The organism is Thermotoga sp. SG1, assembly GCF_002865985.1.
GTDB lineage: Bacteria > Thermotogota > Thermotogae > Thermotogales > Thermotogaceae > Thermotoga.
In genome coordinates this window covers 359,394-383,635 of the sequence record NZ_LNDD01000003.1, presented here as the reverse complement: position 1 = coordinate 383,635, position 24,242 = coordinate 359,394, and the positions used below count along the sequence as shown (strand labels likewise).

Below are 24,242 nucleotides of genomic sequence, written 5' to 3'. Positions count from 1 at the left end.
GATCACTCCCTGCTTATAAGATCTTCTGGGCAAATTCGTAATTTTCCAACATCCTCTTCCAGAAAGCCCTTGCTGCTCCAACCGCAATTGTCCAAAGTCCTCTGCTATCGAAAAGAATCTCAACATCAGAAACGTGTCTTTTTTTCAGGCGATTTAGAAGTTTCTCTTTTAGTTCTTCACGAAAAGCTTCGGAAAAAAGAGCGACGTCTCCTCCAAAGACAACAGTCTCTGGATCGATCAGATAAACCACAAAAGAAGCGACCTCTGAAAGCCGAAAAATGAGATGTGAAAGCGATTCAAGAGACATCGTCTCAAGATTTACCTCATCGAAGGTGAGAGAGTCCTTCAAAATGGATGGAAGTGTGTTCATTTCAAATTCTCCGGAAGCACCAGTTGAGCCCTGGTACAATCTCCCTTCCAACCACAACCCCGCTCCAACACCTACGGGCAAATTCAGATAGTATGGAACGGAGAGTAGAAAATAAACCACATTTCTTCTCTGAAGCGCATATCCAACCACCGCTGCATTGGCATCGTTCAAAATGAGAACTTCCAAGTTCAGGTTTCTGGAGAGTTCTCCTCCCAGATCGAAGTCTTCTATATCGAGTGCTGAAGAGAAGATCACTCTGTTGTTTTCTATGATTCCTGGCATTCCAACGGAAACACCGACAATATTTGGAAACTTCCTTCGAAGAGATCTCACACAATCAATCAATACTGGAACGATTTCTTCCCCGCGAAACGCTTCGTGTTTTTCGACTTCTTCAACAACGTTTCCTTTGGCATCCAACACTGTAACAATCAGCCTGTTTTGCTCAACTCCAATACCGAGGATGAAAAACTTATTTGGATTCACCGTGTACAACGTTGTCTTTCTCCCCCCCTGAATTCCTGGAGGGACCTCTTCTTTTTTCAAAACAAAACCTGACTCCAAAAGAGGTCTGAAGTTTCTGGATACAGTGGAGAGATTGACGGAGAGCTCTTTGCTCATCTCTTTCATGGAGATCTTTTCGTTCTCTATCAAAAGTTTGAGGATTTTGTGTTGTGTAGGAGATATGTTCAAGGATGATCCCTCCCACAATGTTAGTTGCATGCCGCAAGCAACCTCATAATGTATTTTTAAACAAAACGATATCCTTTGTCAAGTTTCAATTCAGTTTTTTTAATGTCGGGAAAAAACAACAGGTGGGAAAAACAAAGGCAGGAAAAACAAAAAAGTGGCTCCCGAAGGAGCCACGTTGTTTTATTGGACCTTCTTGTAGCAGAACCACCAGTCGTAACACTCGTATTCTTTCGATTCCAATCTTTTTCTTGCTTCTTCCACACTGGTGACGGGTGGTACTATCACTGCGTCTTTTATGATATCATTTTCTGGCCAGTTGGCAGGTATGGCAACATTCTTCTCATCGGATACCTGGAAAGCTTTTATAACCCTCAGGATTTCGTCAATGTTTCTACCAACTTCTGGTGGGTAGTATATGATGGCCCTTATTATTCCATTCGGATCCACCACGAAAACGGCGCGCACGGTGTTCGTTCCCTTTTTGGGGTGGATCAGACCGAGCTTTCTGGAGAGTTCCCCGAGGTCATCTGCTATGATCGGGAATTCAATTTCAACACCGAGTTTTTCTTTTATCCATTCAACCCACTTGATGTGTGAGAACACCTGATCGATACTGAGCCCTATGAGTTCCGTGTTCAGCTTTCTGAACTCATCGTACCTCTTCTGGAATGCAAAGAACTCTGTGGTACAAACCGGTGTGAAGTCCGCTGGATGGCTGAAGAGAACGAACCACTTTCCCCTGTAATCATCCGGAAGAACCTTCTTTCCGTGCGTGGTCCTCACTTCCACCCTGGGAAACTCTTCGCCGAGCAAAGGAATCCTACCTTCCATGTTCAGCACCTCCCTGTAAATGTTTGAAATTATTTCAAATTGTCATCCAGATAGTATAATAACCAATCTGTGTTTCTAATCAATTGCGAAAATGTATCAAAAAAGAACGAATATCAATAAGGCGTGGTGTGAATTTTTTCATCGAAGGAGGGCTTGAAAAAAGCGGGGAGGCTTTCCTCCCCGATTTCAGATGGTGCTTTCCAGATTTTTGAGAAATTCCTTGAACTCTTCCAGCCATCGAAGAACCTCGTCTTTCGCCTCGAATTTTTCGTCGTTCCAGAGATTCACACTCCAGTCCTCCAGTATCATCTTCCACTGTTCATCACTGGCTGTACTGTACGCCTTTTCAATGCTCTCAAGGAAGCTTTTCGCATCGTTCAGTATCAGCCTGTAGTGTGCAAAAAATCTCAGGTATCTTTCAAGGACGAGAACTTCTTTGAGCCCAATTAGATCGTTGTAGATTCTTGAGATGATTTCGTTGATCCTGGAAGATTCCAGATTTCTCTGTTTTAAGTAGTCTCCAAATTCATTCAGGTGTTTCAAAAGAAGTTCTTTCCATGGGTTCAGTTTGTAAGTGTAATTTTTCTCGGTTATGAATTTTCTCATCTCCTCAGCGTTTATGGAGAGCCAGTTCTGGTTTTTGAAGTCTTCAAGCATGTCTTTGAAGATTTCTTCGAAACGAGATGAATACTCCTCTCCAAAGTCGCTTCTGAGGTATTCCTTCAGATCGTTCAATATGCTTTCAAACCTTTTTTCAGCAGCATTTTCGTACTCTGGAAGTGATTCCTTTGTCCTTCTGTAGCTTTCTTCGTAGAGTCTCAGGATATCTTCAAAGGCAAAGAGGGCTTCTTGGTGTTCTTTTGAAGACATGTGTTCAAACGGCATCGCATGAAGAAAATCGATCACTCCATCGGGCACTCCCCAGACACCAATTCGGTTCATGTTTTCAACGGCCCAGATTTCCTTCCCGGCGAGATAAAGCAGAAACTCTCTGTTCTTTTCGACAGTCAGAGGCTGTGCTTCGGCGGCCTTCGTGGCGAAGTACCTGTAGATATCCTGCCCCGCAACAGCCTGTCTGAGATCGTAATGCTTCCAGTCAGAGAACCTGTTCCACGCACCGGGAAGATAATGAATGGTGATCTTGGCATAATTTGTGAACTCATCGAAGTATCTTACAGCTAGTTCAGAAAAGGCCTTTTTCATCAGATCGTTTTGAGTCTTTGTAAGTAGAACCTTCATGACCTGATGAAGACCTACGTACCTTGTCGCAAGAGCCCTGTAGGTGTTCCTCTCGTTGAAGGATTTCAGCGAGGAAAGATACAGGGAAACAGAATCGAGAAGGGCCTGGGCGGTGATCAGATTGTCTTCTCCCAAAGAATCGACTACAGAAAGATCTTGATCTTTTAGAAATGAAAGATCAGTTTTCCGGGCATCTGGAAGTATCACCGTCTGGTACTCATCGAAGTTTTGGTTGAAAAACCTTTCATAATCTTCTTTTGTCTTCAGCAAATTTTTCAGCTCATCGACTCTGAATTCACTCACCGCAAGGGCGGCAAGATAAAAATAGGACCTTCCGTAAACCCTGTTGATACGAACGGATCTCAGAAAATTCTCTTTCGCCTTTCTATAAAGTTCCACTCTCTGGTTCAAAAGCTGAGTTCGATAGGATGCGATCTTCTGGATGGTGCTCTGTATATTCTGTTTTTCCTTCTGGATAGTTTCGAGTCTGAGTTTTTCTATCTCCATGTCAGATGGCATCACTGGAAGGTTTTGTTTCATCACGAACTTTTTGAACTCATCGGGTCTCAGGTAACTGTAGCGGCCCGTGAGTGAATTCAGTTCCTCCAGAGCGTTCTTTGCCTGCTGCTCGTAGCTATCCAATTTGGAGAGTTCCTCTTCCACCTTTCTGATAGAAAGATACGCGGCGTTTCCCTGTTTGAAGTACACTTCAGATACGAAGTAGTTCCACTTCAGATACGAAGAGACCACACCGATCAGGATTACAATCGTTCCCAGCGTGATCGCCCATCTTCTCTCAAATCTCATGACCCTTCCACCGTAGAAATAGCCACCAACGGCCATTGAGGCTGCAGCGACCACGAGAAATCCGTTCGGGAGAAGATGGGCTGGAAAACTGAAGGCACTGTGCATCATAAAGGTGATGAAAGAACTGGAGAGGGCGAGAAAGAGAAAAAGGTCATCCCTCGTTTCAACTTTCTTCAATATCCTGAAGAACAGAACACCGAGTGAGAGTGCCAGAAAGACCAGAGAAGCAAGCCCCACGATCCCCATCTCTCCGAGGACCTGAAGGTAATCGTTGTGTGTTCTTTTGAAGTTGTTCCAGCCGTACATCAGCGTTGGATGATCCTCTATCACGTCTCCCATGTAGTTTATCGTGAGAAGCTGGTACGTTCCGATCCCGGTACCGAGTATCTTATGGTCTTTCCACTGATACACAGAGGAAAGCCAGGAAAGAAGACGTTCGTGCCAGGAACTCACCTCTGCCACCGCCTGGATCCTCTCGGCAGGAGAAACCCTACCGTAGCCGTTCAGAGGAGTTGGCACGTTGTAGAGAACGACAAGAGCAATCACAGCGATCACAACGAACGCCGTGAGGGTTCGACTCATATCGGCAACTTCCCTATCTGTTTTTTCCTGACTCTTTTTTCTTCTAAAAACCATGTAGAAGGAAAGGAAGATACCCAAAGATACGATGTTCGCAACATAGAGAGAACGCGTCTGCCCGACAAGAATACCAGAGACCATGAGAAGCGCAGAAACGGAAGCGATCACCTTCACAACGGATGCTTCTTTCTTTCTAAAATCGTTCGACGCTATGAGGTACAGGGCAAGAGGAAGATTCAGAGAAAGAAAGTTAGAAACGAAGTTCACGTTTCCTATGGTTGCCTTCACACTCGCCCTAGAAAAGGGATCACCGATCTTTCCAAGAAAGATATCAACACCACCGTAGAAGTTCAAAAGGGCGTCGAAGGCAACAAAACCAGCCAGAGCCACGCTGACTGTGAGAAACCTTTTTATTCTCTCTTTTGTGACGAAGAAGTTCGAAATGAAAATGGAAATGAAGAACATGAGAAGAACGTAGATCGCTATATCGAAGGAATACCGAAAGTAGACGGGATTTTCACGATAGACGTTTATCGTGGAAAGAAGGGCTGAAACCGAGAAGGCAAAGAAAGCCACATGAGCCGGATTGAACCTGATCTCCAGTTTTTCTCTTCTCAAGATCTTCAGAAGGCTCATGAAAAAGATGACACTCAAAAACACCGTGATGATGGCGTATTTTGGAACACTGAATTCGTACGTTAGTTTTCTTGAAGAAAACAAAGCGATAGTAACATACATCACGTAGAAGAGAATCTCCATACGTTTCCCTCCCGCTCAGTCGTAATAAAAAAGTTTCAAACTCTTGATGAGGATGTACGAGAAAAAAGCGGCGACAACAAGTGAGATGAATCCTGTCACCGTATTTCCCAGCGCCCCAAAACTGAACCCGCACAACAGAGAGTGTATCAAACACATGACAAACAGTGCTTTTCTGACCCCCAGTCTCCGTGAGAGCTTGTCGTACATGTGGTCTCTGTCTCCGGAAACGATTGATCTTTTGTTTCTGAACCGTCTTATCACACTGGTGAAAAAGTCAAGCAGAAAGATCCAGAGAAGAAACACGAATGGTACAAAAGAGTTGAACGAGACGACGCGGTTTTGAGAGATGATCATCGTAGAGAGTAAAACGGCCAGGTGATAGCTCCCGGCATCTCCCATGAAGATCTTTGCCGGCGGGAAGTTGAAGACAAGATATCCCAGCGAAGCACCAAGAAGCGCCAGCGAGAGATCCTTAAAGAAAGTCCCTTTGACCAGAAAGAAGAAAAAGAGAGAAGAAATGGCCACAAGACTTCCACAGAGCCCATCCATTCCATCCATCATGTTCACAGCGTTCATCAGGATCACAACGAAAAAAACCCAGAGTATCGGATACCAGACGCTGTGGAATCCCACGTATCTCCAGACCAGAATCAGAGAAATCCCAAACTCCACAACGAGCCTGAAAAAAGGAGACAGCGAAAACAAGTCATCCAGTAAACCAAGTGTGAGAGCAAGAGACGATGCCAAAAGAACAGCCGTATCTTTCCACAAAAACGGCAGAACGCCGGCGAATATACCAAGCCCCCCGAGATAGGGAACTTCTCTTCCGTGGGGTTTTAACAACCCATTCGGTCTGTCCACGATGTTGAGCTTCTTTGCGAGCCTTCCGAAAAACCAAACCCCAAACATCCCCAGAAGAAAACTCAGAACAAAGGGCATTCCTTCACCTCAGTTTTGTGGTGAAAAGTTTTTTCCCTTCAACAACGGCGTACTCGAAGTTGAACCTTCTCAATTTTGACATGATCTCCTCGATTCCCCGGCCTATGTGCTGCACTTCATGGGCATCTGAACCGATCGTGATGAGTCTTCCACCAAGATCCCAGTACATCTCCAGTATCCAGTAGTCGGGATTGGGCCTTCCGTGTTTGAAAAGCCCCGCGGTGTTCACCTCGAGGATCTTTTCGCGGGTCACAAGAAACCTCAGGATCTTCTCTATCAGATCTCTGTTTGCTTTGAAATCGGCGTTTGCATACCTTGCAGGGTAGTCAAGGTGTGCCAGTGTATGGAATTCCACCCTTTCCATAACGTAAAGCGTTCTTTCCAGATAGTCTCTTGCCAGTTCATCCGGTGGAAGGTTCTCATCGTACCTGTGCACTCCAAGAAGTAGGTAATCGAATCCCTGTGGAAAGATTGCCTCTTTCACACCGTCCCAGCTGATCTCCGCTCCTCTTGGAAGATCGAACTTGTCCATGGTGAGGAAGTACTCTTCCACGTTGAAATCGTGAACGAGTTTGCCGTTCTCGTATTCGTAGTGATCCGTGATGCAGAAATGATTTATTCCGAGTCTTTGCGTCTGAGCGATGATATCTTCCACTTCCGCCTTTCCATCGTAGGAAAACGTGGAGTGAAGGTGCATATCTATCATTGCAATCCCTCCAGGGTCTTCTTCAGGTGAACAAAGATCGGATGAGGTGCTCCCACCTTGCTCTTGTACTCCGGATGGAACTGAACACCGATGAAGAAGGGATGATCTTCTATTTCTATAGCTTCGATGAATTCAGATTTTGCAGAAACAACAAGCTTGTATCCTTCCTCACCGGGTTTCTTGAAGAGCTCCGGAAAGGCTTCTTCGTTCGCTTCGTATCTGTGTCTGTGCCTCTCGTAAACTTCTTCCACCCTACCGTATATCTCGTAAAGTTTTGTGCCTGGAAAGACCTTCACTTTCTGCGCACCAAGCCTCATCGTACCGCCGAGTTTCAGGATCTTTTTTTGTTCCTCCATCAAGTCCACGACGGGGTATGGGGTTTTCGGATCGAACTCTGTAGAATTTGCCTCTCTGTATCCAAGCACATTTCTTGCAAATTCAATGATCATGAGTTGCATGCCAAGACATATTCCAAGAATGGGTTTTTTGTTTTCTCTGGCATACTTTATGGCCTTTATCTTTCCTTCTATACCTCTTCTTCCAAAACCTCCCGGTATGATCAGAGCATCGTACTCGCCCAGAACCTTCGCTACCTCTTCCTCACTCATCTCTTCGAGCATCTGACTGTCCACTATTGTTGGCTTTTCTACACCAGTCAAAAACACAGATTCTATGATGCTCTTGTATGCGTCGTCCGTTCCAAGGTATTTCCCTACCAGCGCTATCCTGTAAGGTTTAAAGGCCTTCGGATAAGACCAACTGAATTCCGCGCCTTTCAGATTCAGTTTCAACTTGGAGGAGATCTTCTCATGCAATCCCATGTCCCTCAGTATCTCCGGGACTTCATAAACATTTTTTGTGTCGGGAAGGTTTATCACGAATTCCCTAGAAACACCTGAAAAGAGGGCAACTTTGTTCATACTGGGAACGTCGAGGGGAAACTCACTTCTCACGATGATCATGTCGGGAGTGATTCCGATCCTTCTGAGAAGTTGAACCGACTGCTGCGTTGGTTTGGTTTTGAACTCGTTTGTAGTTCGAAGGTAAGGAACGTACGTGACATGGGCAAAGAGGAAGTTTTCCCTTCCCTCTTCCATCTGGAGTTCCCTGACAGCTTCCAGAAAGACCTCACCTTCGATGTCACCGACGGTACCTCCGATCTCGACCACAAGGAGCTCTGCCTCGAGAGACCTTATTCTGTCCTTTATCTCCTCTGTGAGATGTGGTACGATCTGGACGGTGTTTCCGAGGTACTTTCCCTGCCTTTCCTTTTCTATAACCCGAAGGTAGACCTGACCTGCCGTCATATTGTTGTGGCGGGTCATGTCTCTTCCGAGGAAACGCTCGTAGTGACCGAGATCCAGATCCGCTTCGTAACCATCTTCGGTAACGAAGACCTCACCATGCTGGTTCGGGTTCATGGTCCCTGCATCCACGTTCAAGTATGGATCGATCTTCAGTACGTTCACATCGACACCGTATTCTTTCATGAGTCTTGCCAGAGAGGCGGAGAATATGCCTTTTCCTATTCCGCTGAGCACTCCACCGGTCACAATAACGTATTTCTTCATCCCATTCCCTCCCTCTTCAGATATGTTATCACCTGAGAAGTAAATTTATTGTTTCTTTCTCATGATCGAGGCCAAAGATTGAAACTTCCTGTGAGATTATGATATAATCATGCCAGATTTTTTGTCGGGAGGTGGTACTTTGAGACGGGTGGTCATAACGGGAATGGGTATCGTAAGTCCTTTTGGTGTTGGGAAAGAAAAGAATCTGGAAGGTCTTAGAGAAACCAAAGTAACGATAGATCGAATATCTTCTTTTGATGCTTCTAACTTGCCCGTTCAAATTGCAGCAGAAGTCAGAGATTTCAAACCGGAAGAGTACATAAATCCAAAACTCGTGAAGAGAACAGATCGGTTCGTTCACTTCGCCCTCGTCAGCACCAAAGAAGCGGTGGAAGAGGCAGGGATAAACTTCGAGCAGTTTTCAGAGAGGACGGCAACGATCATAGGATCCGGAATGGGAGGATTCCTAACACTCGACAGTGAGAACAACAAATTCCTTTCTCAAGGTCCCAGCAGGGTGAGTCCGTTCCTGATTCCAATGATTCTCATCGACATGGCATCCGGTGTCGTTGCAATGGAGTACGGTCTCAAGGGACCGAATTTTTCTTCTGTGAGTGCTTGTGCTTCTTCCCTACACGCGGTGGCACTCGGCACTCTTCTGATAAGGCATGGATACGCAGACGTGGCCGTCGTTGGAGGAACGGAAGCAACGATAGCACCCCTGCCGATCACCGGGTTTGCGAACATGAGGGCGCTCTCAAGAAGAAACGATGACCCCAAACGAGCTTCCCGTCCGTTTGACAGGGACAGAGACGGTTTTGTCATGGGAGAGGGAGGAGCAATCCTTGTCCTTGAAGCGGAAGAAGTTGCAAAATCAAGGGGTGCGAAGATCATAGCAGAGATAAAGGGAATTGGCATGACGGACGATGCGTACCACTTCAGCGCACCGGATCCAGAAGGAAGAGGAGCAGCAGAGGCGATGAAACTGGCTCTGAAAGAATCCGGCCTTTCTGTTGAGGACATAGATTACGTGAACTGTCATGCCACGAGCACACCTGCTGGTGATGAAGCAGAGCTCAAGGCAATAAAGAAGGTGCTGGGGGAACACGTAAAGAACGTAGCCATAAACTCCTCTAAAGCCTTGATAGGACATCTTCTTGGTGCCGCTGGTGCCGCAGAACTCGTCCTTTCGATTCTTCAGATGCAGCACTCTTTTGTGCACGGCATGCCAAACCTTGACAACCCAATTGAGGAGGCAAAGGGAACAGGTCTTGTTGGGAAAGAAAATGTTCAGATGGAAATAAAGAACTTCATGAAGAATTCGTTCGGTTTCGGGGGACACAACGTGTCGATCGTTTTGGGGAGGTATGAACAATGAACATAGACTACGTAAAATCGATCCTTCCACACAGGTATCCTTTCCTTCTGGTGGATGGTGTGATAGAAGAGGGCGAGGATAGAATCGTTGCTTTCAAAAACATCAGTATTTCCGATCCCGTCTTCCAAGGTCACTTTCCAGAATATCCCATATATCCTGGTGTTCTCATCATCGAAGGGCTTGCTCAAACTGCCGGAATTCTTCTCCTGAAAAACCTTGAAGGCATACCACTCTTTCTCGGTATAGACGAGGCACGTTTCAAAAAGGAAGTGCGACCTGGAGATAGACTGATCTACGAGGTGAAGAAGATAGGTGAAAAACTTGGCACAGTTCAGGTAGAAGGTGTGGCAAAGGTTGAAAATACCATCGTAGCTAAGGCCAAACTCTTGCTGGGGGTGAAAAAGAAATGAAGCTGAAAACCAGAGTGACAGAATTACTTGGGATAGAGTATCCCATAATCATGGGTGGAATGGCGTGGGCAGGGACCCCCACCCTCGCAGCAGCGGTGTCCGAAGCAGGAGGACTTGGAATCATCGGATCTGGAGCTATGAAACCCGATGATCTGAGGAAAGCCATTTCTGATCTCAGAGAAAGAACAAACAAACCCTTCGGTGTGAACGTGATTCTCGTTTCACCTTGGGCAGACGATCTCGTCAGAGTTTGTGTGGAGGAAAAGGTGCCCGTGATTACTTTTGGAGCGGGGAACCCTACAAAATACATAAAGGAATTAAAAGAAAACGGCATAAAAGTCATTCCCGTTGTGGCTTCAGACTCTCTTGCAAGAATGGTTGAAAGGGCAGGAGCAGACGCTGTTATAGCGGAGGGAATGGAATCCGGTGGTCATATAGGAGAGGTCACCACCCTTGTTCTCGTGAACAAGGTCTCCAGGAGCGTGAACATTCCCGTAATCGCAGCAGGGGGAATCGCTGATGGAAGAGGAATGGCCGCCGCTTTTGCCCTCGGAGCAGAGGCTGTGCAGATGGGAACAAGATTCGTAGCGAGTGTAGAAAGTGATGTTCACCCTATCTACAAAGAAAAAATTGTCAAAGCTTCTATAAGGGACACGGTGGTGACCGGTGCCAAACTTGGCCACCCCGCACGCGTTCTCAGAACGCCATTTGCCAGGAAAATTCAGGAAATGGAGTTCGAAAACCCGATGCAGGCAGAGGAGATGCTGGTGGGAAGCCTGAGGAGAGCCGTTGTAGAGGGGGATCTGGAGAGAGGTTCTTTCATGATGGGACAAAGCGCCGGCCTGATCGACGAAATAAAACCTGTGAAACAGATCATAGAAGACATCATGAACGAATTTGTGGAGACGGTGAAGAAATTGAGGAGGTGTATTGAAGAATGAGGGAACTTGTAAAGGCTGGGATCTTTACAGCCCTCATTGCGGTTGGAGCATGGATCTCGATTCCGATCGGTCCAGTTCCCTTCACTCTTCAGGTGTTCTTTGTTTTCCTTTCCGCCTACATTCTTGGGAAAAAATACGGTACACTGTCGATTGCAGCGTATGTGTTGCTTGGAGCCATCGGACTTCCCGTCTTTGCGAACTTCAAAGGAGGAGCACAGGTCCTTGTCGGTCCCACCGGTGGGTACCTCTTCGGTTTTATTCTGGGAGGGTTTGTGATCGGTCTTCTTTCTGAGAAGAGAGAGAACTTCGTGTGGTATCTCGTTTCTGGTCTTTCTGGTCTTGGAATCATATACGTGCTCGGTGTGTTCGTTTTGAATTTTTACGTTCACGATATCAAAAAAGCAGTTGCACTCGGATTTGCCCCGTTCATCTGGTTCGATCTGATAAAACTCGTTGTTGCCGCTGTCATAGCTCTCAGGTTGAAAAAACTGGAGGTGAAACGGTGAGGGCGTTCGTCTTTCCCGGACAGGGATCCCAGTACTCCGGAATGGCAAAGGATTTTTCTGTGTACGAATCTTCAGAGGACATATTCGAGAGGGCAAAAAAGGTTCTGGGATTCGACATCACCGAGATCATGAACGGCGATGAAGAGACCCTGAAACTCACAGAAAACGCCCAGCCATCCATTTATATAACGAGTTACATCGCTTACCTCGAACTGGAAAAAAGGGGTATTCTCCCAGATGTCGTTGCGGGTCACAGTCTCGGAGAATACACTGCTCTGGCGGTGGCCGGTGTGTACGATTTCGAGACCGGGCTCTACCTTGTGAGGAAAAGAGGAGAGTACATGTCGCAGGCGCTCGAGCCTGGAAAGGGCACCATGGCAGCCGTTATAGGACTCGATATCGAACAGATAGAAAAGGTAGTGAACTCAATAGATGGAGTGTACGTGGCAAATTACAACTCACACGATCAGGTGGTAATAAGTGGCCTGAAAGAATCTGTTGAAAAAGCGATGGAGCTTTTGAAAGAAAAAGGTGCGCGCCGGATTGTAGAACTCATGGTCTCGAGTCCTTTCCACACACCGTTTCTGGAGTACGCTAGGGAGAAAATGAAAGAAGAGGTGGAAAAGATAGAGTTCAAAAAACCAAGATGGCCCATCGTGATGAACTCTACCGCCAAACCTACAGAAGACCCCGTAGAGATAAAGAAGAACATCATAGAACAAATCACAGGCCCTGTTCTCTGGAAGCAATCGGTGGATACAATGAAAGAGATGGGAGTGAACGAGTTCGTAGAGGTAGGTCCAAAAACCGTTCTCAAGAATCTCTGCAGGAAGATGGGAGTGAACGCAAAGCACTTCACCGAGCTTCTTTCAGAGTGAAAGCACCGTTTGCGAGGATTGGAACCACGTTGTAGAGATCTTCCGTTGTGCAGAAATCGACGTCTTTTTCGAATCCAAGAGATATCAGTCTCTTTGCATGGGAGGAGAATCTTTTGATCTCCTCCCTTATGTTTTTTACAGATTCGAAGTATTTCATAGCCACAAGCGCACCATCCAGAAGATCGTCCCTTTTCAGTCTTTTCACGATCATACCAGCAAGTAAAAAATCTTCCAGAGAAAAACGCCCACTGGTTCCAGCACAGACGACGGTGATGCTTTCCTTTTCTTTCAGGTATTCAACAACCGCAGAAACGTTCAGAAAAGAGGCTGCGATGACGCTGTCACCCTCTACTTTCTCGATTATCTGAGTGCCGTTCGTCGTTGTGAGAACGATCGTTTTCCCAAAGACCAGTTCGCTTTTGTACTCAAGAGGAGAGTTCCCAAGGTCGAACCCCTTCACCTTCTCTGCGTTCCTTTCTCCACACACAAGAACATCCTTTTCCTTCCTTAACAATGCTTCCTCCACCGTTTTTACAGGAACAACCTCTTTTGCACCGTTGGCAAGCGCTGTGACAATAGTACTAGTGGCTCTCAGAACGTCCACGACGACCACCGTTTCATCCTTCACCACAGAACATGGAACCATCACAACATTCACCATTCGACCACCCTCTTCAACATCTCATCGAGATCTTCTGGATTAAAAGGATCGTAGACGGGAAGGTCTGTTTCGAAGGTCCCGTTCAGACACACTCCCCCGATCACCTTTGCATCCGAGAGTGTTTCGATGAGCTTTCTTTCTTCTTCAAAATCAGGTTTTTTTGGAATTTTCGGAAAAGACTCAAAATGGTTTCTTGACGGATCGTGTACCAAGAAGACAACATCGGGATTGCATCCATACAGAAGGCCCAGGGTGACCTGACCGTACGCGGGATGTCTCAGTGCCCCCTGTCCCTCAACAAAGACGATTTCTTTTCCCATCCTCTCGAGCTCCATGATGGTCTTTTCCACCACACCGGAAACGAAATCGGCAGGAATAGCGTCCACAACGTACCCTGCGTCTGCACCTATCAGAATCCCTGTCTGACCTGTGGCCATGAAGGCAGCTTTCATTCCTTTCTGAAGCGCCCTTTCCCAGAGCTGAACGGCGGTTGTCCTTTTTCCAACAACACAGTCTGTTCCAAAAACACCAACGACTTTTATTCTCTTCTGGTATACATCACCAGAAAAGACCCTCAGATCCACCGGTGGAACACGAATATCCAGTATTTTTGCTCCACTTTCCTGAGCCAGTTTCAGAAACTCTGTTTGCTGGGAGATCTTGAAGTGAAGGCCCGATATAACATCTAAACCGTTCGACAAGGCATCTTTCACAAGCTGAGCGACCTTTTCCTCAAGGTAGCCTCCAGGGTTGGACACTCCGATGATCACAACCTTTGCACCGAACTCTTTGATCTTTTCTATCGAGGAAACCACGGGAACATCGAAACGAACCGGCCAAATAAAATCGCTTGCTTTCTTTCCATCGTGTTCTGCGACAACACACACCGGTTTGAAGAGCCTGCTGTGTCTGAGAAGGCCGTAGGTGGTTTTTGCATGGGGTGTTCCCAGCTGCCCCCAGGCTATTATCGCAGCGGGTGTTCCTGGCTGATATAATTTCCAGAGATTCATCGTTTTCCCTCCGTTTTTTTGAAATTCTATCACGGGAGGGACTTTCGTTGAAGATAGCGATCTTTGGTGGCACTTTCTGGGACGTCTTCCTGTTCGGTAAAGATCCACACAAAACAATCATCAGGGAATCTCCAGGTGGGTCGGGCCTTAACGTGGCGTACGGTCTATTCCTTCTTGGACACAGAGTTGATTTTTACTCGAACGTTGGAGAGGACTTTCGAGGAAAACACCTGGTTGATGAACTCAAAAGATCAGGCTTCGATGTTTCTCATATGTCGATTCTTCATGGGAAAACGGGTCTGTTCATAGCCCGCAACGGAAGGCCTCTTGCTGTCGAGATCGGTGTGAACGGAGAAAACATCGTTGTTCCATCCATGATGAACGATTACGATCTTGTCTTTGCAACGGGAGAGGTCACGGAAAAGACCTTGAAAGTCGTGTGTGAAAGATCACAAAACGTAGTGATCGACATCGGCCCCAGAGCACGGATCGACACCAGCGATTTGAAGGCACTCATCATAGGAAACGAGAAAGAATGTTCAAGAATCAGATGTGATGTGGTGAAGATGGGACCAGAGGGTGCAAGATGGCACGATATCCATGTTCCAGGAAACGGAGTATTATTTTCCCATCCGATAGGTCTTGGAGATCTGTTCGATATGGTGTTGATCCACGAGCTTCTGAAAGGAAGGTCTCGCAGAGAAGCTCTGGAAAAAGCGGTGGAATGTTCGCAGATTCTTGGTCAAGAAGGTCCATTGACTCCCTTTGAGAGGATCTCACGTCTCAAATCTTTCTACACGATTCACAAAACGCCTGAAAGTTGCGACAAATCCACCGATGCTTCCCACAACAACGGATATTAAAGCCAGTGCGAAAATAAGATGCGACCCGAGTGAAAGAACGTATCCGAGAGAAGCCACCACCCCGAGGGCAAGAAGCTGTACCAGAAGAACCACCGGTGTGGAAAAGACCTTCGCAGGGTTTGCAAGTTGGCCTGTTTTCTCCCACTTTGAAAGAAAAAGCCCAACCATTGAGACAAAAAGGTAAAGACTCAGACATACGGGAACGAAAGAAAGGTAGAGAAATTGCTTCTGGTAGAAAACAAGAAAGATCACGTAACCTGAAACAACCGTGGTGTTCAGAAAGGATGGAACGAGCACCTTTGAAAGAACGACATCTTTCAATCTGACGGGAAAGATTCTGGGAAGTGGCCAGACCTCCAATTCCTTCCTCCAGAGCATCGCCGTCATCGTCGCGTTGTAGAGTGCGGAAATGCCGGACGCAAAGATCAATCCGAAATCCGCGCTTCCCACGATCGTCATCAAAACTCCAAAGCCCACCGGATAGAAAAGAAAATAAACCATCCTTTCTTCACGAACAAGAGTGATGAAATCTTTCTTGAAGAATCCCCTTCCCGGGAATCTTTTCTCTTTTTGTTCTTCTTTTTTCTCATATGAAACGGGCTCAAAGGCAGCCTTTCGTGATGCCAGATAGAAGAGCAAAAAGGAAAGGACCGCAAGAAGAGTCTCGTGGATCAGGAAGATGGGCCTGTCATGTGAAAGAACAGGATAAGAAAGAACGTTCCACTTCGAAACAAAGAATTTTCCTGCCACAGTGGCAAAGTCTGGAACGTTCACGATCACAAGAAACCCGAAGACGGCAAGAAGTTGTACCACGGAAGAGAGCCGGCGTGCCGCCGATCGATTCAATGCCCTCCCAAAGACTATCGACAGAACAGATCCCAAAAGAATGAGAAAGAAAAGATGCAAAATCCCGGACAGCACTGGAAGGAGGTCTCTGGTGAGAAAAGAAAGCATCAGAAGATTCAGAAACATCGTTATCAAGACAAAAGCCTGGTAAAAAAGAGACATCAGCATCTGATATATGACAATCGTACTTCTTCTGATCGGCAGAGTGAGTAAAAATTCTATCTCTTCCTCCAGAACAAGAGAATGAGAAAGATAGAAAGAAATTCCAAGAAGAAACATCACAGAAAACAGGGTGGTCGAAAACGTCAGGGAGGCAACAAAGACTTCCTCTCCGAACCTGTTCAGCAGTTCTTCAAAGGTCTTTCCCATGAGAGAGTAAAAGAGCACACCCATCATCAGGGCGGTGAAAATCACCGCATACAATCCTTTCTTTCCCCGTGGATTTGCGTACTTCATAAGCACAAAGAGTTCTCTCATATCTCACAACTCCCTGATGATCTCTTCTATTTCCTCGTTTTCCGCCGTGAGTTGAAGGAAGAGGTCCTCCAGTGAAGCTTTTTCCTGCCCAGAGAGTTTTCTGAGCTCTTCCATTGTTCCCTCCACTATGAGTCTTCCCCTGTTTATGATGCCGATCCTGTCGCACATCTTCTCTGCAATCTCCAAGATGTGGGTGGTGAGGAATATCGTGGCACCTTCGTCTGCATACTTCCTCAAAAGAAGTTTCAAAATTTTGGCACTCTTTGCATCGAGCCCCACCGTTGGTTCATCCAAAAAGATCACCCTGGGCCTTCTCATGAAAACACCGACCAGCATGAGCTTTTGTTTCATTCCATGAGACATCTCGCTCACTCTTTTTCCAAGGTAATCCACCTTGAAAGCCTCACAGAGCTCTGCTATCCTTTTGCTCACCTCTTTTTCGTTGAGGCCGTATATCTCCATGATGAAATCCAGAAACTCTTTTCCGGTCAGCTGAGAGTAGATCTTCGGCTCGTCCGGAACGACCCCGATGCTTTTTTTTATTTCCATCTCGTGTGTCTTCATGTTCATTCCGAGGATCTCTATCTCACCCTCGGTTGGTTTCAAAACACCCGTGAGCATCTTTATGGTGGTCGTTTTCCCTGCACCGTTTGGTCCCAGAAAGCCGTATATCTCACCAGGCCTCACCACAAGATCGACATGATCGACGGCGACGAAATCTCCGAATTTTCTGGTCAACCCTTTTGCAACTATCAAAAATATCAGCTCCCTTCCTTCACAACCCATCTACCGCTCACGAGTTTTACTCCCAGATAAACGAAGGGAGTGTCGATAGCGGCGATGATCAATTTCACCGCGTACTGAGAGAAGACCATCTGGGAGAGTGCAGTTCCAGGAACCGTTCCGGCGAAGGCCAGAGTGATGAACACAAGGGTATCTATGAACTGGGAGACCATCGTGGAAAGGTTGTTTCTGAGCCACAGGTGTGATCCCCTGGTGACCTTCTTCCAGAAGTGAAAGGCCCAGACATCGTGGGACTGAGAGAGAACGTACGCGAGGATACTCGCAAGAACGATCCTCGGTGTGGCACCGAACACCTTCACAAACGCTTCGTTTTCTTCGAAGATGGAGGCGGGAGGATAGAGAGCGGCGATCTGCGAGTAGATTACAAGGATCAGAGAGGTGAAAAAGCCGGTCCACACCACCTTCTGTGCGGTTCTTTTCCCGTAAACCTCCGAAACGATGTCCGTTACAGCGAACGTGATGGGATAGCATAGAACTGCCACAGGAACGAGGAAAGGACCTATGTTCACAAGTTTTCCTGCGATCACGTTTGAGATGGTCAGGGCAGAAACGAAAATTCCTGTCAGGAGTATCAATCTTTCATTCAACTTTTCCATTCCCTCTTCCCTCCAGTGAACCTATCTGCGTCGTTGTCTTTATTCCGCCTCTTATGTTGTATATCACGGTGACTCTCAGACGGTCCGTTTTCAAAAGGCTCTTCAGGTCTTCGTATATTCTCTTCGTTGCCTCTTCCTGGTATATTCCCACGTTCCTGAAACTCACAAAGTAGTACTTCAGGGACTTCAGCTCAACGATCTTTCCACCGTCGGGATAGTATTCTATGATCACCTTGCCTATGTCTGGAAGACCGGAGAAGGGGCACACGGCGGAGAACTCTTCGGTTTCGATCCTGATGTACTCCTCTTTCCCATCGAAATCTATGGCCTCCAGAAAGTCCGTTCTTATCGCATCGTGCCCTTTGAAATCAAAGATCCTTCCCTCCGCCTTCGGCATATTCTCCCTCCCTCACCATGAGTTTTATCTTCTCCAGAACCTCCTTTGGATTTCTTCCAAAAACCCTTATCATCGCTTCCTTTCCCCACCATCCTTCATCATATACCACATCCGGTGGTGCGTTCAACTCCGAGATCGCCTGCTCTATCATCCACACCATGGACTGACCCTCTCTTTCTCTGATCTCTTCCGGCTCTTTCGATCTGTCGTAATGATAGACTTTCAATCCTTTTTTCCTTGCCCTCTCCACGTACTCTTTTCTGTATCTCACGTTCACCGTGCATCTCATGTACGGATGGAACCGCATCATGGTGATCGTCATCCGTGCGGTATGGGACCTGTCTCTGAAGGAAGCGCAGGATACAGCCACCGCCTTTCCTTCCTTGAGCCTGATCCTTCCCGGGAACTTTCCCACCTCGTACTCACTCTGCGCCCACGGCAGAGCGTAGGAGATGTTCTGCCCAACCTCGGGTACCGTGGAGGGGCCTATCTCAAGGAATTCCGGGAGGATCTCGTCCAGCGTGTTGAGAACGTCGTGTTTGTGCCAGTCACGAAGAAGCTTTTCCGTCTCCACCACACCTGAAGACCTCTCGAGGATCTTTCTGAGAAGTTCCGTGGCGGATCTGATCGCCTCTTCTACAGGATAGTTCATCGCAAGAAAGCCGGCAATCGCACTGGAGAAGGCACAGCCTGTTCCGTGAAACTCTCCGGGTATCCTGGGGGTTTCGATGACAAGATCCCTGTACCTCACCTTTATCCTGTCATCTTTCTCATGCCCGCCGGTGATGATGAAGTTTTCCTGCTCACCCACCTTTTCTGCTTCCTCGCTGTTCAGCACAACGTAGTTGGCGTATCCTGTGAACTTTCTCACTTCGTCCGGGTCCTGAAACTTGAAACCCGAAGAAGACTCAAGCACAACGTTCCACACGATCGTTGAATCCGAAAACATCTCCCTCAGATTCTTCACCACTTCAGGACGGACAAGACCCACCTTTATCACACGTGGCGGGGTGAGCACCTCGATTTCCTTTTTCATCTCTTCCCAGTTCCTGAAACCCACAGAGAAAACCTTCTCTTCGTTCTGAACGGTCAGGGCAGATATCACACCGTGGACCCTTATTCCGAGTGCGGACAGAATCTTCACGTCCTGAAGCATTCCTGCTCCTCCAGAAGGGTCAAATCCCGATACCACAAGAACCATCACAGATCCCTCCAGTACTCGAGAAGTTCTTCCAAGCCCTCATCGCACTCCGGAGTCGGTTCTATGACAAAATCAACATCCATGTCTTTTATGAATTCCAAAATCTCGAAGAAGTTCTTCGACTCACCCCAGGGGGCATGGTGGCACCTTCTGTAAGTTTCAAAGTCAGCGTAGTATATGTGAAACTCCTCGATCAGATCTGAAAGCTCCTCGATGAATTTCACAGGAGAAAAGTGGTAGATCTCAGCGTCGAGAAGAAGGTGTCCCACGTCGATACACATCCTGCAACCTGTGTTTTCAAGAAAGGATCTATAGTCCTTTGCGGAGTGAAAATGGTCGTTTCCATAAACATTCTCCACCCTAGTTTTGACGAGGGTTGAAAGTTCAGAAAATTCCCTTTCCACTTCTTCGTATATAGAAAGCCAGTTTTCTCTCTGAAGAGCATTTGGAAAGTGAACAACCACGTAATCGGCTCCAATCTTCTTCGAAAGCTCAGCGCACCTTTTGTTCACGAAGAACGTGTCTTTCCTTTTTTCTTCGTTCAGTGAGGTGGGATTTGGATGATGGTCGATGTATCTGTAAACGAAAGGAGCATGAATTCCAAAATGTTTGCCTGAAAAGAAGTGGAGGACATGTCCCAGGTCCTCCAGTTTGAAAAAACCCAGTTCGTACACATCGGCCTGTGGAAGAGTTTCTAGGAGATCTGGTCTGCTCCTTATGATGCTTGTAGAAACGCCTTTTCTCAAGAGAACTCCTCCGCTATCTTTATTGCACAGAAGGGTCCACACATGGAACAACCCTTGTCGGGATATGGCCTTTCCTCGTACTTTTTCCTTGCGATGTCCTTCCCCAGTGAGAGATCGAACATCGTTTCCCAATCGAAATTCTTCCGTGCGAGTGCCATGCGTTTTTCCAGTTCCCAGGCTTTTCTGTTTCCACGTGCAACGTCCGCCACGACCGCTGCTATCTTAGATGCTATCACACCTTCTCTCACATCCTCAACATCTGGAAGGGAAATGTGTTCCGATGGAGTAACATAGCAGAGAAAATCCGCACCGTAGTAGCCGGCAAGAGCCCCTCCGATCGCACAGGCTATGTGGTCGTATCCCGTTGCCCTGTCGGTGGGAAGGGGACCCAGGAGAAAGATGGGGGCACCTTTTCCCACTTTCTTCATAAGTTTCACGTTCATCTCCACTTCGTTCAGTGGAACATGGCCGGGTCCTTCCAGCATCACCTGGACTCCCTTTTCTCTTGCTCTCTCAACGAGTTCTCCCATCACGAAGAGTTCTTCGAACTGCTGGGAGTCACTCGCATCCACCACCGCTCCCGGCCTCATTCCGTCACCGAGGCTCAGGGTGATATCGTACTCTTTTGCTATGTCCAGAAGTTCATCGAAGTGTTCGTAGAACGGATTTTCCTTGTTGTTCTTGATCATCCATCCAGCGATAATTGCTCCTCCCCTGCTCACGATCTTCAGGATCCTTTTTGAACTTTTCACCCTCTCGAGGACTCTTTTCGTCACACCCACGTGTATTGTCATAAAATCTATACCGTCCTCAGCGTGTGCGATCACCATATCGAAAAAGTCCTTTTCCGAGAAATCCACCACGTTCTTTTTCATCTGATAGCTCTTCACGGCAGAGTCGTAGATAGGAACAGATCCAACGGGGACGGGAGACATTTCCACGATCGCCCTTCTGATCTCTCTCAGATCCCCCCACGTGGAGAGGACCATGAGAGAATCGGCACCGTACTCTATCGCTACCTTCGCTTTCTCTTTCTCCTCCTCAAGAGAAGAAAAACCCTGAGAAGTTCCTATGTTTGCGTTCACCTTCACGGTGAAACCTTCTCCCACTATCATGGGCTTGCTCACTCTGTGGAGTTTGTTCTTTGGAAGAACAGCCCTTCCTTCTGCGATCTTTTTCCGAACTTCTTCCACATCCACACCTTCGTACTCGGCGACTTTCTTCATCTCTTCGGAAACGATTCCTTTTCGTGCCATCTCCATTTGGGTCATGATCTCACCCCAGCCTTTCACTTATCAACTTCGCAACCTTCTGACCGGACAGAACCATACCCCCAAAGATCGGTCCCATTCTGGGACCGCCGTAGACAGCGCATACTGCCATTCCAGAAACGAGAAGTCCTGGAAAGATCTCTCCGGTGTTTTCCACAACGAACTTCTCTGCTTCATCGGCATCCATGGGAAACTCTGTTTTCATCTCGACGAGTCCACGCTTTGCAAGAAGAGATACCACGTTCGCAGGATGTCCCGTCCCATCCACAGTGAAGGAAGCCTTTATCGTGATGGGATCAACGTGGAGTCCCAGCCTCACCGTGGGCCCCCAGTTCACCACAACACCACACACCCTATCGTTTTGAACGGCAACATCCTCCACAGAAACGTTGTTGAAAAGTAAGGCACCTGCCTTTGTTGCTCTGTAAAGAAGACCAGAAGCAAAGTGAACAGAATCCACCACGATGTGATCTTCTCTCAAGGTGTAATTGATCTCGAGCTCTTTTAAAAAGTCTTCAAGTTCTTTCTCCAGTACGATTTCGTTGAACATCATTCCGCCGCCCCAGATGCCTCCACCTGGAACGTTTCTTTCCTCGAAAACCGCTACTCTGAAACCCTTCTTTGCCAGTTCATACGCTGCTGTGAGTCCGCTTGGACCTGCTCCAACGATGGCAACATCCAGTTCTAAACTGTTTCTGAGTTTTTCAAAGTACCTCTCAACGATGAGTCTGGAAATCAGAACATCTTTCATGAAGACACCTCCCTTATAAAAATAAAATCCTCCGCACATGGCGGAGGGGTTTTTTCTTTTCCTTCCCCATTCCCTCCGCCGGTATTACCCGGATCAGGTTCTAGGGGTCGAGGACTTCCGTCCTCCTCTCAGCCCCGGAATAGGAGCTCCCCCTGGGGAAGGGTCTTATTTGACTTTTTACAGTGAGATTCTAATACATACTTTTGTGGTAAAATTTAAGTGGACGTTTCATTTTCAAAAGAATTCAATGGAGGTGAGAGAAAATGGCAGATCAGTACCACGAACCGGTTTCTGAACTCACAGGAAAAGACAGAGATTTCGTCAGAGCTCTCAATAGCTTGAAGGAGGAGATAGAGGCGGTTGCCTGGTACCATCAAAGAGTTGCAACCACGGAAGATGAAACCGTGAGGAAGATATTGGAACACAACAGAAACGAAGAGATGGAACATGCGGCGATGCTTCTTGAGTGGTTGAGAAGAAACATGCCGGGTTGGGACGAGGCACTCAGAACCTATCTGTTCACAGACAGGCCGATTACGGAGATAGAAGAGGAAACCTCCAGTGACTCCTCTACAGGCGGGGATCTCGGTATAAGAAAGATTTGAAAGGGGTGAAATCATGGAATTTCTGAAAAGATCATTTGCTCCTCTGACAGAAAGACAATGGCAGGAAATAGACAAAAGAGCAAGGGAGATATTCAAAACACAACTCTATGGAAGAAGATTCATCGATGTAGAAGGTCCTTACGGCTGGGAGTACGCTGCTCATCCGCTTGGAGAGGTTGAAGTGCTTTCAGAGGAGAATGAAGCCGTGAAATGGGGGCTGAGAAAATCCCTTCCACTGATCGAGTTGAGAGCGACATTTACCCTCAAGCTGTGGGAACTCGACAATCTAGAGAGGGGAAAAGAAAACATAGATCTCTCCAGTTTGGAAGAGACCGTGAGAAAGGTGGCAGAGTTCGAAGATGAAGTGATATTCGAGGGGTGCGAAAAGTCCGGCGTGAAAGGCCTTCTTTCCTTCAAAGAGGAACGAAAGATCCAGTCTGGGAATTCTTCAAAGGACCTTCTTGAATCTCTGGTGAGGGCTCTTTCGACGTTCTCGAAAGACGGTATAGATGGTCCCTACACCCTCGTCATAAACACTGACAGATGGATCAACTTCCTGAAGGAAGAGACTGGGTACTATCCCCTCGAAAAAAGGGTGACGGAACTTCTCGGAGGAAGAGTCATCACCACACCCAGAATCGAAGACGCTCTTGTTGTATCCGAACGAGGAGGAGATTTCAAGCTGATTCTTGGACAGGATCTGTCGATAGGCTACGAAGACAGGGAAAAAGACAGCGTAAGGCTCTTTGTGACGGAGACGTTCACTTTCTACGTGGTCAATCCTGAAGCGATGGTGTATCTAGCATTCTGAACTGAAAGTTCAAGTGGGGATAGTGGATGATGTCCCCACTTTCTTTCATTTTTCATTGGTGAAATGAACTGGAGAACTAAATTACCACGATATTTCCCCTCGTCCATATTCCTGTTACCTTTCCAACACTCCCCACCACTCCAAGTACATGATCGTTCTTCTTCACTGCTCTCAGAAAGCCTGGAAAGTCTTCTGGCCATTTCACCGTTTCATCGAATCTTTTGATCAGATCTTCTGCCGTCTCTTCGGTTCTTGCCATCACAACGCATCCTCTGCCATCTTCAAAATCTTCGAAGATGAGAAAAGCAGGAGTCAAGGACGGATCTATCCTGATTGTCAGATCTTTTGAGTAACGAAGTGTGAGAGGACTGGTCAGTTTCAGGAACACCTTTCCGTCTCTTTCCAGGATGAATTCGTCCAGTGTGTTCATCAGATCTTCTCCGATTTCCTGAACGCTCTTTGCAGAGAAATCGATATCTGGCAGCTTCCCTGTGTATTCCCTTCCGATCATCAGAGAGCATCCTCCAAGATCGAACCTTCTGAACCGTGATGTTCCCAGGATAGGCTCTCCGATCTGAACTCTCATTTCTTTCACC

Annotated in this window: 25 protein-coding genes and 1 riboswitch; of the genes, 8 read left to right on the top strand and 17 right to left on the bottom strand. The window is 47.0% G+C overall.

Features of this window, described 5'->3' with window-relative positions; genetic code table 11:
* Positions 1–13: 13 nt before the first annotated feature.
* The 6 genes from AS006_RS04835 to AS006_RS04810 all read right to left on the bottom strand — a co-directional run bounded on the left by AS006_RS04835 (position 14) and on the right by AS006_RS04810 (position 8,494).
* Positions 14–1,063, bottom strand: coding sequence for an ROK family transcriptional regulator (locus tag AS006_RS04835; protein ID WP_101513214.1), 1,050 nt, complete (start codon positions 1,061–1,063; stop codon positions 14–16).
* A gap of 180 nt (positions 1,064–1,243) precedes the next feature.
* On the bottom strand, positions 1,244–1,894 hold the full coding sequence (locus tag AS006_RS04830) for a peroxiredoxin (protein ID WP_101513213.1): 651 nt from the start codon (positions 1,892–1,894) through the stop codon (positions 1,244–1,246).
* Between the two features lie 186 nt (positions 1,895–2,080).
* Complete coding sequence (locus AS006_RS04825) at positions 2,081–5,278, bottom strand: O-antigen ligase (protein WP_101513212.1); 3,198 nt, start codon at positions 5,276–5,278, stop codon at positions 2,081–2,083.
* Positions 5,279–5,293: 15 nt separating this feature from the next.
* Positions 5,294–6,217: a glycosyltransferase family 4 protein gene (locus AS006_RS04820; protein WP_101513211.1), complete on the bottom strand. Its 924-nt coding sequence runs from the start codon at positions 6,215–6,217 to the stop codon at positions 5,294–5,296.
* A gap of 4 nt (positions 6,218–6,221) precedes the next feature.
* Positions 6,222–6,923, bottom strand: coding sequence for a PHP domain-containing protein (locus AS006_RS04815; RefSeq protein ID WP_101513210.1), 702 nt, complete (start codon positions 6,921–6,923; stop codon positions 6,222–6,224).
* On the bottom strand, positions 6,920–8,494 hold the full coding sequence (locus AS006_RS04810; protein ID WP_101513209.1) for a CTP synthase: 1,575 nt from the start codon (positions 8,492–8,494) through the stop codon (positions 6,920–6,922). Before AS006_RS04810 ends, AS006_RS04815 begins: the two co-directional genes overlap by 4 nt.
* Positions 8,495–8,633: 139 nt before the next feature.
* Between AS006_RS04810 and fabF the strand changes: the two genes are divergently transcribed.
* From fabF to fabD, 5 genes are read left to right on the top strand one after another with little or no spacing between them, the layout of a single operon-like run.
* Positions 8,634–9,872: a beta-ketoacyl-ACP synthase II gene (fabF, locus tag AS006_RS04805; protein ID WP_101513208.1), complete on the top strand. Its 1,239-nt coding sequence runs from the start codon at positions 8,634–8,636 to the stop codon at positions 9,870–9,872.
* A complete protein-coding gene (gene fabZ, locus AS006_RS04800) occupies positions 9,869–10,282 on the top strand; it encodes a 3-hydroxyacyl-ACP dehydratase FabZ (protein WP_101513207.1) in 414 nt (137 codons plus the stop codon). Before fabF ends, fabZ begins: the two co-directional genes overlap by 4 nt.
* Complete coding sequence (gene fabK / locus AS006_RS04795; RefSeq protein WP_101513206.1) at positions 10,279–11,223, top strand: enoyl-[acyl-carrier-protein] reductase FabK; 945 nt, start codon at positions 10,279–10,281, stop codon at positions 11,221–11,223. The genes fabZ and fabK overlap by 4 nt, the downstream gene beginning before the upstream one ends.
* Positions 11,220–11,729, top strand: a complete 510-nt coding sequence (locus AS006_RS04790) for a biotin transporter BioY (protein ID WP_101513205.1) — start codon at positions 11,220–11,222, stop codon at positions 11,727–11,729. The genes fabK and AS006_RS04790 overlap by 4 nt, the downstream gene beginning before the upstream one ends.
* Positions 11,726–12,607 carry an ACP S-malonyltransferase gene (gene fabD / locus AS006_RS04785; protein ID WP_101513204.1) on the top strand — a complete coding sequence of 294 codons (882 nt, stop codon included), beginning with the start codon at positions 11,726–11,728 and terminating at the stop codon, positions 12,605–12,607. Before AS006_RS04790 ends, fabD begins: the two co-directional genes overlap by 4 nt.
* On the opposite strand, the gene AS006_RS04780 is transcribed toward fabD, so the two are convergent.
* Positions 12,585–13,268: a 2-phosphosulfolactate phosphatase family protein gene (locus tag AS006_RS04780; RefSeq protein ID WP_101513203.1), complete on the bottom strand. Its 684-nt coding sequence runs from the start codon at positions 13,266–13,268 to the stop codon at positions 12,585–12,587. The two genes, fabD and AS006_RS04780, sit on opposite strands and share 23 nt — an antisense overlap.
* Positions 13,262–14,278 carry a DUF1611 domain-containing protein gene (locus AS006_RS04775; protein WP_101513202.1) on the bottom strand — a complete coding sequence of 339 codons (1,017 nt, stop codon included), beginning with the start codon at positions 14,276–14,278 and terminating at the stop codon, positions 13,262–13,264. The genes AS006_RS04780 and AS006_RS04775 overlap by 7 nt, the downstream gene beginning before the upstream one ends.
* Positions 14,279–14,325: 47 nt before the next feature.
* On the opposite strand from AS006_RS04775, the gene AS006_RS04770 reads away from it, so the two are divergent.
* Positions 14,326–15,141, top strand: coding sequence for a PfkB family carbohydrate kinase (locus tag AS006_RS04770; RefSeq protein ID WP_101513201.1), 816 nt, complete (start codon positions 14,326–14,328; stop codon positions 15,139–15,141).
* Here the strand turns inward: AS006_RS04770 and AS006_RS04765 are convergent.
* Genes AS006_RS04765 through AS006_RS04730 form a run of 8 tightly spaced genes read right to left on the bottom strand, consistent with a single transcriptional unit; the run spans position 15,055 to position 22,230 of the window.
* Positions 15,055–16,464: a hypothetical protein gene (locus tag AS006_RS04765; protein WP_101513200.1), complete on the bottom strand. Its 1,410-nt coding sequence runs from the start codon at positions 16,462–16,464 to the stop codon at positions 15,055–15,057. The genes AS006_RS04770 and AS006_RS04765 overlap by 87 nt on opposite strands.
* A 3-nt stretch (positions 16,465–16,467) precedes the next feature.
* Positions 16,468–17,220, bottom strand: coding sequence for an ABC transporter ATP-binding protein (locus AS006_RS04760; RefSeq protein WP_199167385.1), 753 nt, complete (start codon positions 17,218–17,220; stop codon positions 16,468–16,470).
* Positions 17,221–17,225: 5 nt separating this feature from the next.
* Positions 17,226–17,864 (bottom strand): queuosine precursor transporter, encoded by a 639-nt coding sequence (locus AS006_RS04755; protein ID WP_101513198.1) that lies wholly within the window; start codon positions 17,862–17,864, stop codon positions 17,226–17,228.
* Positions 17,848–18,261, bottom strand: a complete 414-nt coding sequence (gene queF / locus AS006_RS04750) for a preQ(1) synthase (RefSeq protein ID WP_101513197.1) — start codon at positions 18,259–18,261, stop codon at positions 17,848–17,850. Before queF ends, AS006_RS04755 begins: the two co-directional genes overlap by 17 nt.
* Positions 18,233–19,462, bottom strand: a complete 1,230-nt coding sequence (locus tag AS006_RS04745; RefSeq protein ID WP_101513196.1) for a thiamine-phosphate synthase family protein — start codon at positions 19,460–19,462, stop codon at positions 18,233–18,235. The genes queF and AS006_RS04745 overlap by 29 nt, the downstream gene beginning before the upstream one ends.
* Positions 19,462–20,208 (bottom strand): sugar phosphate isomerase/epimerase, encoded by a 747-nt coding sequence (locus AS006_RS04740; RefSeq protein ID WP_199167383.1) that lies wholly within the window; start codon positions 20,206–20,208, stop codon positions 19,462–19,464. The genes AS006_RS04745 and AS006_RS04740 overlap by 1 nt, the downstream gene beginning before the upstream one ends.
* Positions 20,205–21,479, bottom strand: coding sequence for a phosphomethylpyrimidine synthase ThiC (gene thiC, locus AS006_RS04735; protein ID WP_101513195.1), 1,275 nt, complete (start codon positions 21,477–21,479; stop codon positions 20,205–20,207). Before thiC ends, AS006_RS04740 begins: the two co-directional genes overlap by 4 nt.
* A 4-nt stretch (positions 21,480–21,483) precedes the next feature.
* Positions 21,484–22,230 carry a sulfide-dependent adenosine diphosphate thiazole synthase gene (locus AS006_RS04730; RefSeq protein WP_101513194.1) on the bottom strand — a complete coding sequence of 249 codons (747 nt, stop codon included), beginning with the start codon at positions 22,228–22,230 and terminating at the stop codon, positions 21,484–21,486.
* A gap of 52 nt (positions 22,231–22,282) precedes the next feature.
* A riboswitch (TPP riboswitch) is annotated at positions 22,283–22,393 on the bottom strand.
* A 100-nt stretch (positions 22,394–22,493) separates the two neighbouring features.
* Between AS006_RS04730 and AS006_RS04725 the strand changes: the two genes are divergently transcribed.
* Together AS006_RS04725 and AS006_RS04720 are read left to right on the top strand one after the other, a co-directional pair.
* A complete protein-coding gene (locus tag AS006_RS04725) occupies positions 22,494–22,835 on the top strand; it encodes an encapsulin-associated ferritin-like protein (RefSeq protein ID WP_101513193.1) in 342 nt (113 codons plus the stop codon).
* Between the two features lie 13 nt (positions 22,836–22,848).
* The gene (locus AS006_RS04720) at positions 22,849–23,646 is read left to right on the top strand and encodes a family 1 encapsulin nanocompartment shell protein (protein WP_101513192.1); all 798 of its coding nucleotides are present in this window, start codon (positions 22,849–22,851) and stop codon (positions 23,644–23,646) included.
* 76 nt (positions 23,647–23,722) lie between these two features.
* On the opposite strand, the gene AS006_RS04715 is transcribed toward AS006_RS04720, so the two are convergent.
* A complete protein-coding gene (locus tag AS006_RS04715; protein WP_101513191.1) occupies positions 23,723–24,232 on the bottom strand; it encodes a hypothetical protein in 510 nt (169 codons plus the stop codon).
* Positions 24,233–24,242: the final 10 nt, after the last annotated feature.